Annotated in this window: 15 protein-coding genes; 3 read left to right on the top strand and 12 right to left on the bottom strand. The window is 32.8% G+C overall.

The genetic code is table 11. The annotated features are described in order from the left end of the window. Positions 1-18: 18 nt before the first annotated feature. From EKL97_RS06210 to EKL97_RS06185, 6 genes are all read right to left on the bottom strand, one after another. Complete coding sequence (locus EKL97_RS06210; protein ID WP_126562406.1) at positions 19-903, bottom strand: DUF4835 family protein; 885 nt, start codon at positions 901-903, stop codon at positions 19-21. Between the two features lie 69 nt (positions 904-972). Next, entirely contained in the window at positions 973-2,190 is a 1,218-nt protein-coding gene (coaBC, locus tag EKL97_RS06205; protein WP_126564224.1) for a bifunctional phosphopantothenoylcysteine decarboxylase/phosphopantothenate--cysteine ligase CoaBC, read from the bottom strand. Between the two features lie 8 nt (positions 2,191-2,198). Next, entirely contained in the window at positions 2,199-2,516 is a 318-nt protein-coding gene (locus EKL97_RS06200; RefSeq protein WP_026709525.1) for a DNA-directed RNA polymerase subunit omega, read from the bottom strand. Between the two features lie 8 nt (positions 2,517-2,524). Then, on the bottom strand, positions 2,525-3,325 hold the full coding sequence (locus EKL97_RS06195) for an outer membrane protein assembly factor BamD (protein WP_126553631.1): 801 nt from the start codon (positions 3,323-3,325) through the stop codon (positions 2,525-2,527). Between the two features lie 175 nt (positions 3,326-3,500). Continuing rightward, entirely contained in the window at positions 3,501-4,382 is an 882-nt protein-coding gene (gene dapA, locus EKL97_RS06190) for a 4-hydroxy-tetrahydrodipicolinate synthase (protein ID WP_126568466.1), read from the bottom strand. A 6-nt stretch (positions 4,383-4,388) separates the two neighbouring features. Further along, positions 4,389-4,907, bottom strand: a complete 519-nt coding sequence (locus tag EKL97_RS06185) for a DUF6913 domain-containing protein (protein ID WP_126568465.1) — start codon at positions 4,905-4,907, stop codon at positions 4,389-4,391. Between the two features lie 47 nt (positions 4,908-4,954). Between EKL97_RS06185 and EKL97_RS06180 the strand changes: the two genes are divergently transcribed. Then, entirely contained in the window at positions 4,955-5,764 is an 810-nt protein-coding gene (locus EKL97_RS06180) for a 5'-nucleotidase C-terminal domain-containing protein (RefSeq protein ID WP_126553629.1), read from the top strand. Positions 5,765-5,903: 139 nt separating this feature from the next. After that, complete coding sequence (locus EKL97_RS06175) at positions 5,904-6,815, top strand: bifunctional metallophosphatase/5'-nucleotidase (protein ID WP_126462937.1); 912 nt, start codon at positions 5,904-5,906, stop codon at positions 6,813-6,815. A gap of 268 nt (positions 6,816-7,083) precedes the next feature. On the opposite strand, the gene ligA is transcribed toward EKL97_RS06175, so the two are convergent. From ligA to rpsF, 6 genes are all read right to left on the bottom strand, one after another. Next, the gene (ligA, locus tag EKL97_RS06170) at positions 7,084-9,102 is read right to left on the bottom strand and encodes an NAD-dependent DNA ligase LigA (protein WP_126568493.1); all 2,019 of its coding nucleotides are present in this window, start codon (positions 9,100-9,102) and stop codon (positions 7,084-7,086) included. Positions 9,103-9,175: 73 nt separating this feature from the next. Further along, the gene (locus EKL97_RS06165) at positions 9,176-9,649 is read right to left on the bottom strand and encodes a DUF6495 family protein (RefSeq protein ID WP_126452452.1); all 474 of its coding nucleotides are present in this window, start codon (positions 9,647-9,649) and stop codon (positions 9,176-9,178) included. A 110-nt stretch (positions 9,650-9,759) separates the two neighbouring features. Then, positions 9,760-12,924, bottom strand: coding sequence for a carboxypeptidase regulatory-like domain-containing protein (locus tag EKL97_RS06160; protein ID WP_126568464.1), 3,165 nt, complete (start codon positions 12,922-12,924; stop codon positions 9,760-9,762). 95 nt (positions 12,925-13,019) lie between these two features. Continuing rightward, positions 13,020-13,463, bottom strand: a complete 444-nt coding sequence (gene rplI, locus EKL97_RS06155) for a 50S ribosomal protein L9 (protein ID WP_126462941.1) — start codon at positions 13,461-13,463, stop codon at positions 13,020-13,022. A gap of 66 nt (positions 13,464-13,529) precedes the next feature. Further along, positions 13,530-13,826, bottom strand: a complete 297-nt coding sequence (gene rpsR, locus EKL97_RS06150; protein ID WP_007138295.1) for a 30S ribosomal protein S18 — start codon at positions 13,824-13,826, stop codon at positions 13,530-13,532. Positions 13,827-13,831: 5 nt separating this feature from the next. After that, positions 13,832-14,173, bottom strand: a complete 342-nt coding sequence (gene rpsF / locus EKL97_RS06145; RefSeq protein WP_035671622.1) for a 30S ribosomal protein S6 — start codon at positions 14,171-14,173, stop codon at positions 13,832-13,834. 166 nt (positions 14,174-14,339) lie between these two features. On the opposite strand from rpsF, the gene EKL97_RS06140 reads away from it, so the two are divergent. Then, positions 14,340-15,035 (top strand): LytR/AlgR family response regulator transcription factor, encoded by a 696-nt coding sequence (locus EKL97_RS06140; RefSeq protein ID WP_126553621.1) that lies wholly within the window; start codon positions 14,340-14,342, stop codon positions 15,033-15,035.

Below are 15,035 nucleotides of genomic sequence, written 5' to 3'. Positions count from 1 at the left end.
TTAAAATCTGGCCGCTAATTAATAGTGTATCAGTGCCCATTTGCTAGAATTCAAAGGAGAAATTTTATTTAGATTATCAACTAAATCTGAAATTGTGATACTAGGACCACCTGAAAATACAGCTACAATTTCATCTGATTTAGCATCAAAAAAGACACGGGTTAAAAACGCATTAGGTCTTGAAGCATTTAACTTAGCTAAATCAATTAAAGATCCTTTTATTTTTTCTTTAGCCTCTTTTAAATCCTGATTCATCAAATCTAATCCGGAATGGTACTCAAACATCGTTTGTCGAACTTGTTTGAATGCCGGGGATAAAATATCATTTATCAAAAAATAACGGTTTTGATTTCCATCGGCCTGACTCCATCCTTTTGATCCTCCTTGCTGTGCTACATTTAAAATATTCTGAGCAGTTTCAAAATAAGGATTTCCGGATTCCATCACAAAAGTATCCGCATCCATTCCTAAAATGACATAACTGTAAAAAGAAAGAACCGAAACTAAATTAGAATCAAAACTGGTAGGGTTAAAAATTAAATTTTCAAACTCAGTATACCGAAAACTAAAATCTTTGTCGTTATAATTTAAAACTGGTGAAGTGTACGATGAATTAAAAACCGGACGGGATGATTGTACCTGGATGGTGGCTATAAATTGATCGGAATTATTAGCAGAAACAGTAATATAAATTGAGCAATTAATTTTTTCATTTTGCTTCACTGTTTGACCAGTCCAATCTGTTTTGTTTACAAACTCACTGATCGAGGTTTGCAAGGTTTTAAAAACTTGTTGATTGGTAACACTCAATCGCTGTGCATCAACCGTTACAGTACAATTCAATTGTTGTGCTTGGACACCTCCAAAAATAAAAAGCAGCACAAAAGTAAATATTTTATTCATCTGTAGATTTCTGTTTTTTTATCTATCACTATAAATCACAACCGTTATTTACTTATAGATTGTCATGCACTACCTTAGTTTTTCAAAATGCGCTATTACTTTATTTAGTATATCATCCGCAACAGCCTCTTTCGATTTTAATTCCATTGGTTCAAGATTAAAAAACTGGTCTATAAAAGTAACTTTATTCGTTGGTTTTCCAAAACCGGCACCCTGATCTTGAAGGGAATTCAAAACGATCAAATCTAAGTTTTTTTTCTGAATTTTCAGCTTTGCATTTTCGATTTCATTTTCTGTTTCTAAAGCAAAACCAATCAGAAACTGATTTTTCTTCAGCGTTCCCAAAGAAGCTAAAATATCCTTGGTTTTCTCGAGTTCAATTACAAAATTATCAGCTGCCTTTTTAATTTTTTGTTTAGCTACATTCTTGGGCTTATAATCCGCAACTGCTGCTGCTGCAATGGCGACATCTACATCAGCGTACCTCTGGTGGCAGGCTAGATACATCTCTTCGGCAGAGACTACATTAATAACTTCAATCAAGGAATTTGAAACTGTAAAATGTGTTGGTCCACTTACTAAAATTACTGAAGCACCTAGATTAGCAGCGCTAATTGCTATATCAAAACCCATTTTACCCGAAGAATGATTTCCTATAAAACGCACGGGATCGATTGCTTCATAAGTAGGACCCGCAGTAATTAATATTTTTTTTCCTTTAAGAGGTAATTTATTGTTTAAATCCGCCTCAATAAAAGCCACGATATTCTCTGGTTCCGCCATTCTACCTTCTCCGGACAATCCACTTGCCAATTCGCCTGTTTCGGCAGGAATTATTGTATTACCAAATTGTGTCAAAGAGGAAAAATTAGCAATAGTTGAAGGATGTTTGTACATATCTAAATCCATTGCAGGAGCAAAATACACGGGACATTTTGCGGATAAATAGGCTGCAATCAATAGATTATCACAAATACCATTTGTCATTTTAGACAATGTATTTGCTGTAGCTGGCGCAATAATCATCAAATCAGCCCAAAGTGCCAATTCAACATGATTGTTCCATTTTTCATCTTCATTGTCTTGGTTATAAAAACTAGAATAAACCGGATTTTTGGATAACGTAGATAATGTAAGAGAGGTTACAAAATCCTTAGAAGCAGGTGTCATTATCACTTGGACATGTGCACCTGCTTTTATGAAAAGTCGTACTAATGAAGCGGTTTTATAGGCTGCAATTCCACCAGAAATTCCTAGTAAAATTTTCTTACCGTTTAAAACTGACATAGCATTTATTATTTATTAGAGTCTCTGTGGTAAATTTTACCATCTAACCATTCTTGAACTGCTAAAGCGTGTGGTTTAGGCAGTTTTTCGTAAAATTTTGAAACCTCAATTTGTTCTTTGTTTTCAAAAACTTCTTCAAGACTATCATTATATGTTGCAAACTCTTCTAATTTCTCTGTCAATTCTTTTTTAATTTCTGAATTGATTTGGTTTGCTCTTTTAGCCATAATGGTTATTGCTTCATACACATTACCAGTAGGTTCTTCAATAACAGTTTTATTATATGTTATTGTATTTACTGGAGCATTCGTCTTTTTTAAATCCATGACTTTATTTATTTAGTAAATTTTTGTAAATCTTTTTCTATTTGAGCTAACATTTGGTTCGCTACTTTTATATATTTCGTTTCAGCATTAAATTTTATCAAATTTGCTTGCGCTGTTTTTGCAACATTCAAACGTTCTTCCATTTTTGCAGGAACACTATTTATTGCCAGTTGGTAAGCTGAATCTAATTTAAAAAACAATGCGTCCTCTTTTAGTGGTGTTCCTGGATAATCTGCAACAAAATTATCTAAAGCAATTATCGCTGATTTAAAATCAGAAATCGTATGGTATCCTTTAGCATTTTCAAAGACTTTTTTTTGTATTTTCTCGCTAAGCATTTTAACGGAAGCATTGGCATCAGCCAGATATTCTGAGTTTGGATAACTATCAATAAACAGTTGTAATTTATCCAATGCTTTGTTCGTGTCCGTTTGATCTAGACTATAAGAAGGAGAAAGCATCGAGTAACTTTTTGCCCCTAAATAAGCTGCTTCTTGTATTTTTTCGCTTTTAGGATATCCTGAAACAAAGCTTTCAAATTGATATCCTGCTAAATAATATTGCTTTGTCTTGTAATAGGATTGCGCAAACATATAAAACAATTTTTCTGCTTGAGGCTTTCCTCTGTATGCTGGGCCAATCTGCTCAAAAATACGAATTGCTTTAGAAAATTTTCCTGTATCGTATAATTTAGTCGCCATTTCAAACTTGACAGCTACATCTTCGGTTTTTAGTGCTCTTTGGTATTCGTTACAAGAACTAAAAAAAACTACAAGAAGCAATAGAGATATTATTTTTTTACTCAACATTTAATATTGTTTTTTAGATTTCGTGAATCTTTGATTTCATTTTTTTACTTTTTTCATGATTCCTTTGGCTGAAACAACCTAGCAAATCATACCGAAGTTTCGGTGGCAAATTTAGTTATTAATTTAGCGACTTCAAAATATATTTTTTGTTTAAAAAAATGCTACTTTTTCATCCTTATTTATTCATTTTTTTTACAAACTGATCAATTCTATTTGCTAGTGAATCATCTACTTTTACCAGTGGCAAACGCACTGTATTTTCAGAAATCCCTAGTGATAGAAAGACTTGTTTAATTCCTGCTGGATTTCCCTGCTCAAAAATCATGTCAATACAATCTGATAAAAGATACTGTGTTTTGAACGCTTCATCTGACTTTCTGTTTAAGCCCAATCGAATCATTTCAGAAAATTCTTTAGGGAAACCTTGACCAATAACTGATATCACACCTGCTCCACCTGCTAAAACCATTGGTAAAGCTATCATATCATCACCAGAAATTACAAGAAAATCTTTTGGTTTGTTTTTCAATAATTGCATTGCCTGAACAAGATCTCCTGCTGCTTCCTTTATGGCTACGATATTTTCGAAATCATTTGCCAAACGCAAAACAGTCGAAGGCAACATATTACTTGCCGTTCTTCCCGGAACATTATATAAAATCACTGGAATGGGAGAGGCTTCAGCAACAGCCTTGAAATGCTGGTAAATCCCTTCCTGAGTAGGTTTGTTATAGTACGGAGAAACGGAAAGTATTGCCGTAAACGCAGTTAAATCTCTTGTTTTTAACTCTTCAACAACTTTTAAGGTATTATTACCTCCTACTCCAAGCACTAAGGGCAAAGTGCCATTATTAGCTTCGATTACAGTACGGATGACCAATTCTTTTTCCTCTGGAGACAAAGTTGCATTTTCTGCAGTGGTACCCAATACTACCAAATATTCAATTCCTCCATCGATAGAAAAATGTACAATTCTTTTTAAAGCTTCAGTATCTATTGAAAAATCTTGTTTAAAAGGAGTTACAAGAGCAACACCTGTTCCTATTAATAATTGCATATTATTTTATATTTTGTTTAATAATTTTAAATATTTGAATAACTCACTTGAAAAAATACGGTAACTATTAACCTCTGTTTTAATCATGAAATGATTTAATCTTTGGTCTATGGATGAAAAACCAACCTTGAATTGTGCTTTTGAATTATGGGTAACTTGCAATAAAATTGCTTTTTCTATATCGTAATAGCTTATTAATAAATCGAATTTTTCATTGCTAAAAGCATTAACCTCCGTGGATGCAATTTGTCCTTTCCAATTGAGATCTCGAGCACTAAATATAGGATATTTTTTTTCGCTAATTCGTTTTAATTTATCGTTATAAACAATAATTTTGATATTTTCAGGCAAAATTCCATAGGATAAAATTTCCTTTACCAGCAATTCAGTCTCAGCAAAACCAGTAGTATCAACGACTAAACCAATTGTTTGCACACCAGCCACAGATCCATTACTTTTTAAATTCTGAAAGCTGTTTTTTAATGTTTTTTTTACAAAAAAATTCTTTATATAATTTAAAAACATAGTACTTTTACTTGATTACAAAATTAATTAATTAAGTTGCATTTAAAATGGTAAATCTAAAAAAGTATAACGACGTTTCTAAACTTTTTGTTATATTCTTAACATTTTTATTTGTTGCTTCGTGCAGCAAACAAAATTACTATGTTACTAAAATTGAAGGAAAACGAATTCCTGTCACTGAAAAAGAAAATCAAGTCTCTACTACAGACCCCATAGGAAAACAAGCCCTGCAAATTGAAAATTTCATCAAACCGTATCGGGAACACATCAATAAAGATTTAGATAGTGTCCTTGCGTATTGTCCGGAAACATTAGACAAGAGTTCTGGAAAATGGCAAACTACAATTGGTAATCTGATGGCCGATGTCACGTTAAAACGAGGTAATGTTGTGTTTCAAGCTAGAGAAAAAAAGAATATCGACATTTGTTTGCTGAATAGCGGAGGGATTCGCTCTATACTTCCAAAAGGGAATGTCACCGCCCGAACGGCTTTTGAAATTATGCCTTTTGAAAACAGTCTGGTCGTTATTGCGCTAAAAGGAGAACAAATCCTTGAAATCGTTTCCTATCTTATTGCTGAAAAAAAACCGCATCCATTAGCTGGATTAACCTTTACTATTGACAAAAACAATCTTCCAAAAAATATATTGGTTCAAGGAAACCCTGTTCAGCAAGAAACTATTTATTATGTAGGAACCAATGATTATTTATCAAATGGTGGTGACAATATGAATTTCTTTAAAAAAGGAGTTCAAAAATTTGATTTAGAGTACAAACTACGAAATATACTGATTGATTATTTTAAAGAAGTGGATACTATTCCTGTGATAAATGATGTTCGGATTACGGTTGAATAAAAAAGGGTAATAAACAATCCAAAGTAATTTTGAAAACATAAAGCATAGCCCCGATTAAAGTGAAAATCCTTTTTTATCGTTTTTTAACGATAAAAAAGATTGCAACGAAAAGCGGGAAATAGCTCCAAAAAAATATAAAATGAAAAGAAGAGAATTTATTGAGAAAACAGCTGCTGGATCAGCTTTATTAGGTTTAGGTGTATCCTTGAGCAGTTTTGAGTGGTCTAAAACCAAACAACTAACAATTTTACACACCAATGATGTGCACAGTTATATTGATCCTTTCCCAGCAGATCATCCCAGAAATGCTAATATGGGTGGTGTGGCCCGAAGAGCCGCTTTGATTGAAACGATTCGGAAAGAAAATCCAAATGTATTATTGCTGGATGCAGGCGATATTTTTCAGGGAACCCCTTATTTTAATTATTACGGAGGTGAATTAGAATTCAAATTGATGAGCATGATGGAGTACGACGCTTCTGCAATAGGGAATCATGATTTTGACAATGGTGTAGAAGGTTTGCATGCGCAAATGCCACACGCTAAATTTGAGTTCCTATCTGCCAATTATGATTTTAAAAACACGGTGATGGATGGTTTTGTAAAACCCTATAAAATATTCAACAAAAACGGAATAAAAGTAGGTGTTTTTGGACTCGGGATAGAGCTTGCTGGCTTAGTAGACAAGGCAATGTATAAGGAAACGGTGTACAATGATCCGATTGAAACGGCTCAAGATATGGTTCGGATTTTAAAGAAAGAACAGCAATGTGATATCATAATTTGTTTGTCTCATTTAGGGTATAAATACAGAGACGAACCTGCCAAAATATCTGATTTAAAATTGGCCGAGCTGACTCAGGATATAGATTTGATTATTGGTGGACATACCCATACTTTTCTGGACAAACCAACGGTTATAAAAAATCTTGTAGGCAAAGAAGTTTTAGTAAATCAGGTAGGTTGCTACGGAATTAATCTGGGAAGAATTGATTTTTATTTGGATAACAATAAAGCAAAAGCTTTTGAAGGAAAATCGATCATAGTGTAACTGTAATCGATTTTTTCTATGAAATTAAACCATTTTATACCAATTATTTTTTGAACAAAACCAACCGTTATTCTATTCATTGTTTATTTTTAAGTCCGGATTTAAACTTTGGGCATTAATTCCAAATTTATAAAAACAGATTAGCGTGCTATAAATAAGACCAATTGTTTAATAACATAGAACATTACTATGTAAAAACACCTTTACAAGAATTTCAAACAATACATCAAAAAACAGACAATTAATATTCTGGCAAAAAAATATATTTTTAATCAGTCTCTGCAGTAGAACTATGAATTAAATTGATAAAATCATCTTCTGAAATTATTGGGACATTTAGTTTATTGGCTTTATCTAATTTAGCAGGCCCCATATTGTCTCCAGCTACAACATAATCCGTTTTTGCTGAAATAGAATTCCCTATTTTGCCTCCATTATCTTCAATTGCTTTTTTCAAATCGTCTCTGGAAAATTTCTCAAAAACTCCTGAAACTACAAAAGTCTTTCCTGAAAGTTTATCCGTGGCATTTGGATTTATTTTTTCAAAAATTTCAAATTGTACACCATGTTTTTTTATTCTCTCAATGATACTTCTATTTTCTTGATTTTCGAAAAAATCAATTACGCTTTGTGCAATTCGGTCTCCAATTTCATCCACTAAAATCAAATCCATCAAAGTCGCCTGACCCAAGGTATCAATGTTTTTATAATGTTTAGCCAATTTCTTCGCTACTGTTTCTCCTACAAAGCGAATTCCAAGTGCGAACAAAACGCGTTCGAAAGGAATATTTTTCGAATTAGCAACACCATTCACTAAATTTTCAGCCGATTTTTGTGCCATTCGCTCCAATGGTAAAATCTGATCTACCGTCAATTCATACAAATCGGCATAATTATGCACTAATCCATTATTAAAAAGTAAAGCTATCGTTTCTCCGCCAAGACCTTCAATATCCATGGCTTTTCTAGAAATAAAATGCTGAATTCTTCCAATGATCTGCGGTGGGCAACCATAAAAATTTGGACAATAATGATTGGCTTCACCTTCACTTCTCACTAATTTTGTATTGCATTCCGGGCAATGGCTAATGTATTTTGTAGGCTCCGAGACATCGGATCGTTTTGTTAAATCGACTGCTATAATTTTGGGAATAATCTCTCCTCCTTTTTCTACAAAAACAGTATCTCCTTCACGAATATCTAGCTTTTCTATTTGATCTGCATTGTGTAAAGAAGCCCTTTTTACAATGGTTCCAGCTAATTGAACGGGTTCAAGGTTAGCCACGGGAGTTATAGAACCAGTGCGTCCTACCTGATACGAAATAGAATTTAATTTTGTTGAAACTTGTTCTGATTTGAATTTATAAGCGATGGCCCAACGAGGCGATTTAGCAGTAAAACCCAGTTCCTCTTGATAATGAAAAGAATTTATTTTAACTACTACGCCATCCGTTTCATAAGGAAGAGTATGTCTATGAGTGTCCCAATGATTAATGAATTCAAAAACTTCTTCTAGATTATGAGCCAGTTTTGCTTCTTTGGGTGCTTTAAAACCCCAATTTCTTGCCGTTTCTAATCCTTCAAATTGCGATTTAAAAGGCAAATTATTGCCAATTAAAAAATACAACAAACAATCCAAAGGTCGTTTTGCCACTTCAGCACTATCTTGCAATTTTAGACTTCCTGAAGCCGTATTTCGAGGATTTGAATAGGGAGTTTCTCCAATTTCTATTAGTTCCTGATTCATTTTTTCGAAACCGGCAAAAGGCAAAATGATTTCACCGCGAACGTCAAATGTAGCAGGGAAATTTCCTTTCAACTTAAGCGGAATTGATTTTATGGTTTTAATATTATTAGTCACATCATCCCCTTGAAAACCATCGCCACGAGTAACGGCGCGTTTTAATTTTCCGTTTTCATAAGTAATACTGATAGAAGCTCCATCATATTTTAATTCACAGGTATATTCTAATGGAACATCTCCTAAAACCTTCTGAACACGTTTTTCCCAATCGATTAATTCTTCTTTGGAATAGGAATTATCCAAAGAATACATTCTATATTCATGCGGAACGGTTTGGAAGTTTTTTGTTATTGTTCCCCCAACTCGTTGCGAAGGTGAATTCTCATCAAAATATTCCGGATACTGGCCTTCAAGTTCTTGTAGTTTTTTTAATTTCAAATCAAAGTCATAATCAGAAATTATTGCATTATCTAACACATAATAATTATAGTTGTGCTGATTTAATTCCTCCCTTAATTTTTGAATTGTATTCTGAATATCCATAGAAAATAAATTGGCCATTTTAGTTTTGAAAAAGTGTACTAAAATAACCAATTAAAAATAAATAGCAATACAATTACGATGCTATAATAGTATTTATTTGTTGGTACAATAGACCATCACTCAAAAACGAACCTTGCTGTATTAATTCAAAAATTGAAGAATTTCGTTCTTCTGTAAACTCTTTTTTACCCACTTTCATTTCAATAGTATCCGTAAACATATTATCGCTAAGCCATTGCAATCCTTGTTTGGTCAAGAAATCAGTTTCTGGAACTAAAGATTTCAAGACAATTGATTGCACATGAGTATCAAAACAATGAAAAAGGAAAATATGATTTTTAGAAAAATGTTCTAAGTAGGTTGCTTTTGAAAGTACTCCTTCCCAAACCAAATCAGAAAACACATCTAATTCTTGTTCGGCAACTTCCGGTTTTTCTGCTTTTATTTTATCCCACTCGGCTTTATCGATAGTCTGCGTTGCTAAAAAAGTACTGAATTCCTGATTCAATTCCTCAAATTGTTCTTTTGTTAATCTTGAGTATTTCATTATTGCGTTTTAATATTTAACTTTTGTTTTTTAGCTGTTTTTTGAATTTATAAAACAAAAAAAGCCCTCTCAAACGAGAGGGCAAATTTAATCTATATTTTTATCTTTTTTTAGAAAATATATCTAATTCCAAACTGTGCCTGCCATCTTGATAATAAACTTGCATCATAGTTGAAGGTTTTGGTTTGAGTACCGTTAAAAGTATAGGTTGGTATTTTTGTAGTTTTATCAACAGATACTCCAATTGGCTGTACACTTGTTGGTACTTGAACCAATCCCCAATCCGAATTAATCAAATTACCCAAGTTCAGTACATCAATACTAAATTGAATGGTATTCGTTTTATTAGAAGCTGAAGAAATTTTAAAATTATAATCTTGCATTATTTTAAAATCCCATTTTCCTCTCCATGGAGACAGCGCACCATAACGCGCTGCGTACTGACCTCTTCTATCACTCAAATAGTTATCCTGCTTGATAAAGGCATCAAATGCGGCACCTTGACTAACTCCTCCTGTAAATAGCATAGTACTTATTTCGGCTGAAGTTGGTATATAAATTAAATCATTTCCAGTTGCCCCATCATTGTTAATATCTCCACCATACGTATAATTAAAACGGCCTCCTTGTGCGTATTCAAAGAAAGTCGATACAGTAGTGGCCCATTTGTCATTAGTACCGTACTTCCATTTTTTTGAAGCTACGCCTATAAAACGGTGCGTATCGCCATACTTAGAATCAGATAAAACCGCATCATTCACATTCCCCAAAGCCGGATTAAAAGCAAAAGCATCACCCGTAATTTCTGCTTCAATAGAATTAACATCCTGTGACTTCAAATAGTTGTAAGCTAAACTTGCGAACAATCCATTGTCAAAAGTCTTTTGTACTTTGACAGAAGAGTTGAATGCACTTCCTTTATTGGTATTCGTCAATACATATCCATTAGTTCTCGCCGGAAAACCATAATCTGTCCAAGTACCATAATCCGCACTACCGTATATTGCTCTATTATCAACACCTGTCAATTGACTTGTTGGTCTTTTTAATCCCCAATTTTGTATATGAACCCCATTTAAATCTTTATTATAAGACATGTCTATGGTTACAATATAATCATTTTCGAATTTGTGATCAAATCCTAAACTCGTTCTCCAAACCTGTGGAAATTTAAAATCTTCGTCTACTACTTGATAGAAAAATGGGTCTATACCACCTACTTGATTTCCAATCCATACAAAAGGAAGCTTACCGGTAAAGATTCCAGTACCTCCGCGTAACTGTTGTTTTTTATCTCCATTAATATCCCAATTGAAGCCAACTCTTGGCGACCAAAGTAAATTATTATTAGGTAATTTAGTTGAATCAAAATTCTTTACACTTCCATCAGCTGGGTTGTAATAATCAATATTTGGCAAATATCCTTCTGAATTATCTGTGTCAATAAATTTTTGAGCTAATTCAGATGTATTGAAATACAATGGTTTATCAGCTCTTAATCCATAGATTAATTTGAAATTATCACTGATATTCCATTCATCCTGAACGTAAAAAGCTAATTGTCCTACTGTCGTTTCAGCTAAATTCCAACCCCCATCAACACCGTCTTTCAATGCATTTTTTGTATCAAAAGTTGTTTGTGCGTTTTTTATTGCAGTGCTGTAATAACCATTTGCAATATTCGCATCAAAACCTGCCATATTTGTACTTCCAAAAACATCAAAACCATACCCTTTTAGGTTAAATGAATTTTTGAAAATGAACTTTTCGAATGAGAAGCCTACTGTATAGGTATGATTTCCTCTGACAATATTTAAATTATCAGTAATTTGAATTACTTTTTGATCTAATTTATTATTGATAGAGAAAGGCTCATGACCTGCTATAATGTAAGGCGAACCATCTTTAGTAATTGTAATTACAGGCGCAGGAGTAGAAAAAGGATTTCTAAAATCATTAAAATGAGTATAACCTGCTTGTAATTTATTAGAAACCGTCTCACTAAATTTAGAATTTAATTCTACTAAAAAAGAGCTAATTTGGTTGTTAATTTGGTACCCTGAATTTTCAAATTGTAACGTATTTACATCAATTCCTCTACGAATAATAGCGGTAGGATGTGCAGGCTTATCTTTTGAAGCATCTAAAAAATTATAAATAACAGCTAGTTTATGGTTGTCATTAATATTCCAATCCAACTTTACAATTCCTTTACTTGAATTAGAATTATGTGTAAATCCTTGATAAGCTCCCGTATTATAACCTAGCTTTCCTAACTCAGTAGATACATGCATTAAATCAGTTTCTAATACTCTGGATTCATTCACTCCAGTAGTTCCATTTCCATCATTAGCAACAAAATTTGATCCTGAATCGCTTCTTTTATCAATTTCAAAATTGGTAAAGAAAAACAATTTGTTTTTAACAATTGGACCACCAAGACTAAAACCGGTTTGTGTTTGCTCTAATGAGGGCACAAATATTTTTTCTCCTTTAATTTTATTACCTGTCATATCCTGATTTCTATAAAAACTATAGGCAGTACCATGGAATTCATTTGACCCTGATTTAGTGACTGCATTTACAGAAGCTCCAGTAAAACCAGATAATGTAACATCATAAGGAGCAGTGGCAACTTGAATTTGTTCGATTGCATCCAATGAAATAGGCTGAGAGCCAGTTTGTCCACCCGGAGTTGCTGCATCTAAACCAAAAGGATTGTTAAAAATGGCACCATTAAGCGAGTAACTATTGTATTGATCGTTTCTACCTCCAAAAGAACCTCCACTTGCTGTTGGTTCTAAACGGGTAAAATCATCAGCTGATCTAGAAATTGAAGGCAGCGCTGATAATTCTCTTCTACCGATAGTGGTTTCTGCACCAGTTCTTCCACTTTGAAAAACTCTATTTTTAGAACCAACTACTTTTACTTCCGCTAATTTCTGACTTTCATCTTTCAAGACAACATCTAAACTGAATACTTTACCTAAATCAAGGTAAACATCATTATATTCTTCACTTCTATATCCTACATAGGATACGACAATTTTGTAAGGACCACCAATTCTCATATTCAACATACTGATTCTTCCATCCGCATTAGATAACGCAGAATACTTAGAACCTGTTGGAATATGTATTGCCTGAACCGTCGCTCCAGGAAGCGTCTCATTGCCTGAACCTCGCACAATCCCTTTGATGCTAGAAGTTGTAGTTTGCCCAATGACAGCACTGAAACTACATAAAATTAATAATAAAGTAATGATTTTTTTCATTTGTGTAAATGTGTTATTTTGGGTGCAAAAATAAACAAAAAAAAAATCACTCCTAAGAGTGATTTTAATAATTTATTAACAATATGTTAACAAATTTATGCTTTTTCAGCAACAATTTCATAATCCAATTCAACTATTACATCTCTGTGCAAACGAACGTTGGCAGTATATTTACCAGTACGTTTAACAATTCCGCTTGTGATGAATTTTCTATCAATTTGTTGTCCACCTTTAGCTAAAGCTTCAGCGATATCAATATTCGTGATTGAACCGAATAATTTTTCACCACCTGCTTTTGCAAAGATTTTAATTTCGATAGCTTTCAATGCTTCAGCCAATGTTTTTGCATCATTAACTACTTTAGCTTCTTTATGAGCTCTTTGTTTTAGGTTTTCAGCTAATACTTTCTTTGCAGAAGATGTTGCTAAATGAGCGTGTCCTTGTGGAATTAGAAAATTACGTCCGTATCCGTTTTTTACAGAAACGATATCATCTTTAAATCCTAAATTTTGAACGTCTTGTCTTAAAATAAGTTCCATGTTGTTGTCCTTTTATATAGAAGTTAGGTTTCGTATTTCAGAAAACCAACAACTGTTAATTTTTTATTATTTTAGTAAATCAGCCACATATGGCATTAATGCTAAGTGACGTGCTCTTTTTACAGCAACAGACACTTTTCTTTGGTACTTCAATGAAGTTCCTGTTAAACGACGAGGAAGTATTTTTCCTTGCTCATTAACAAATTTCAATAAGAAATCAGCATCTTTATAATCAATATATTTGATACCTGATTTTTTGAAACGACAATACTTTTTAGTTTTGTTTGTTTCTATATTTAAAGGCGTAAGATATCTGATATCTCCGTCTTTTTTTCCTGAAGCCGATTGTTGTAGTGTAGCCATGATAATTAAGCTTTTGTAGATTTTAATTTAGTTCTTCTTCTTTCAGCCCAAGAAATAGCGTGTTTGTCAAGACTTACAGTCAAGAAACGCATTACTCTTTCATCACGTCTAAATTCAGTTTCAAAAGCAATAAGGACTTCTCCTGCTACTTTGAATTCGAATAAATGGTAAAAACCACTTTTTTTGTTTTGAATTTCGTACGCCATTTTTTTAAGGCCCCAGTCTTCTTTCGACACCATTTCTGCTCCTCTACTAGTAAGAAAATCTTCAAATTTGCTTACTGTTTCCTTTACCTGAACTTCAGATAAAACGGGATTTAAAATGAAAACAGTTTCATAATGATTCATAAATATATATTTATTTGTTATTTGGGTGCAAAAGTAATCAATATTTCTTATCTCACAAACCTTATTTCGTTTTTTTGCTCTAAATTTAAAAAAATCGATGATATTATTTTTATTTCTAAATAAAAAAGTAGTAAATTTACTTAACCATATCTAATACTGAAATTTTATGAAACTAAACTGTGTTGTAGTTGATGATAGTTCTATCCAGAGGATAATTATTGCAAAGTTAGTTAATAATAATCAAAATTTACACCTAATAGGGGATTTTTCTAACGCTATAGAAGCAAAAAGTTGCATGGCTATTCACAATGTAGACTTAATATTTCTAGACATAGAAATGCCTGTCATCAGTGGTTTTGATTTTCTAGATGGCTTAAAAGTAAAACCCCAAATTATTTTCATTACTTCCAAGGCAGAATACGCCATGAAAGCGTTTGATTATGACGCAACAGACTACCTTCAAAAACCAATCGCAATTGATCGATTTAACGCCTCTGTAAAAAGAGCTATTGATTTTCATTTACTTAAAAAAGAAAATAAAGAAAATGAAGGCGAGCATATTTTCATTAAAAGTAATTTGAAAAAATTGAAAATTTTCACTTCTAAAATAAAATGGATTGAAGCCTTTGGAGATTATGTCAGAGTCGTTACTGAAGAGGACACTAATCTAGTACTCTCTACAATGAAATCTTTTGAAAATGATCTGTCAAAAGATAAATTTATCAGAGTTCATAAGTCCTATATTATTAATATCGATAAAGTAGAGCGCTTCAATAGCAAATATGCCGAAATTGGGATGACAAAAATTCCTTTAAGCCGACACAAAAAAGAAGATTTAGTACGAGCCCTTTCCTTTTCTTAA

Origin of the sequence: Flavobacterium sp. LS1P28 (assembly GCF_003970335.1) — a bacterium.
GTDB lineage: Bacteria > Bacteroidota > Bacteroidia > Flavobacteriales > Flavobacteriaceae > Flavobacterium.
This window is presented reverse-complemented; position numbering and strand designations above follow the sequence as displayed.

Coding starts and splice junctions, on each gene's coding strand:
- EKL97_RS06210 (WP_126562406.1), bottom strand. CDS start 903: ATGAATAAAATATTTACTTTTGTGCTGCTTTTTATTTTTGGAGGTGTC.
- coaBC (WP_126564224.1), bottom strand. CDS start 2,190: ATGTCAGTTTTAAACGGTAAGAAAATTTTACTAGGAATTTCTGGTGGA.
- EKL97_RS06200 (WP_026709525.1), bottom strand. CDS start 2,516: ATGGATTTAAAAAAGACGAATGCTCCAGTAAATACAATAACATATAAT.
- EKL97_RS06195 (WP_126553631.1), bottom strand. CDS start 3,325: ATGTTGAGTAAAAAAATAATATCTCTATTGCTTCTTGTAGTTTTTTTT.
- dapA (WP_126568466.1), bottom strand. CDS start 4,382: ATGCAATTATTAATAGGAACAGGTGTTGCTCTTGTAACTCCTTTTAAA.
- EKL97_RS06185 (WP_126568465.1), bottom strand. CDS start 4,907: ATGTTTTTAAATTATATAAAGAATTTTTTTGTAAAAAAAACATTAAAA.
- EKL97_RS06180 (WP_126553629.1), top strand. CDS start 4,955: ATGGTAAATCTAAAAAAGTATAACGACGTTTCTAAACTTTTTGTTATA.
- EKL97_RS06175 (WP_126462937.1), top strand. CDS start 5,904: ATGAAAAGAAGAGAATTTATTGAGAAAACAGCTGCTGGATCAGCTTTA.
- ligA (WP_126568493.1), bottom strand. CDS start 9,102: ATGGATATTCAGAATACAATTCAAAAATTAAGGGAGGAATTAAATCAG.
- EKL97_RS06165 (WP_126452452.1), bottom strand. CDS start 9,649: ATGAAATACTCAAGATTAACAAAAGAACAATTTGAGGAATTGAATCAG.
- EKL97_RS06160 (WP_126568464.1), bottom strand. CDS start 12,924: ATGAAAAAAATCATTACTTTATTATTAATTTTATGTAGTTTCAGTGCT.
- rplI (WP_126462941.1), bottom strand. CDS start 13,463: ATGGAACTTATTTTAAGACAAGACGTTCAAAATTTAGGATTTAAAGAT.
- rpsR (WP_007138295.1), bottom strand. CDS start 13,826: ATGGCTACACTACAACAATCGGCTTCAGGAAAAAAAGACGGAGATATC.
- rpsF (WP_035671622.1), bottom strand. CDS start 14,173: ATGAATCATTATGAAACTGTTTTCATTTTAAATCCCGTTTTATCTGAA.
- EKL97_RS06140 (WP_126553621.1), top strand. CDS start 14,340: ATGAAACTAAACTGTGTTGTAGTTGATGATAGTTCTATCCAGAGGATA.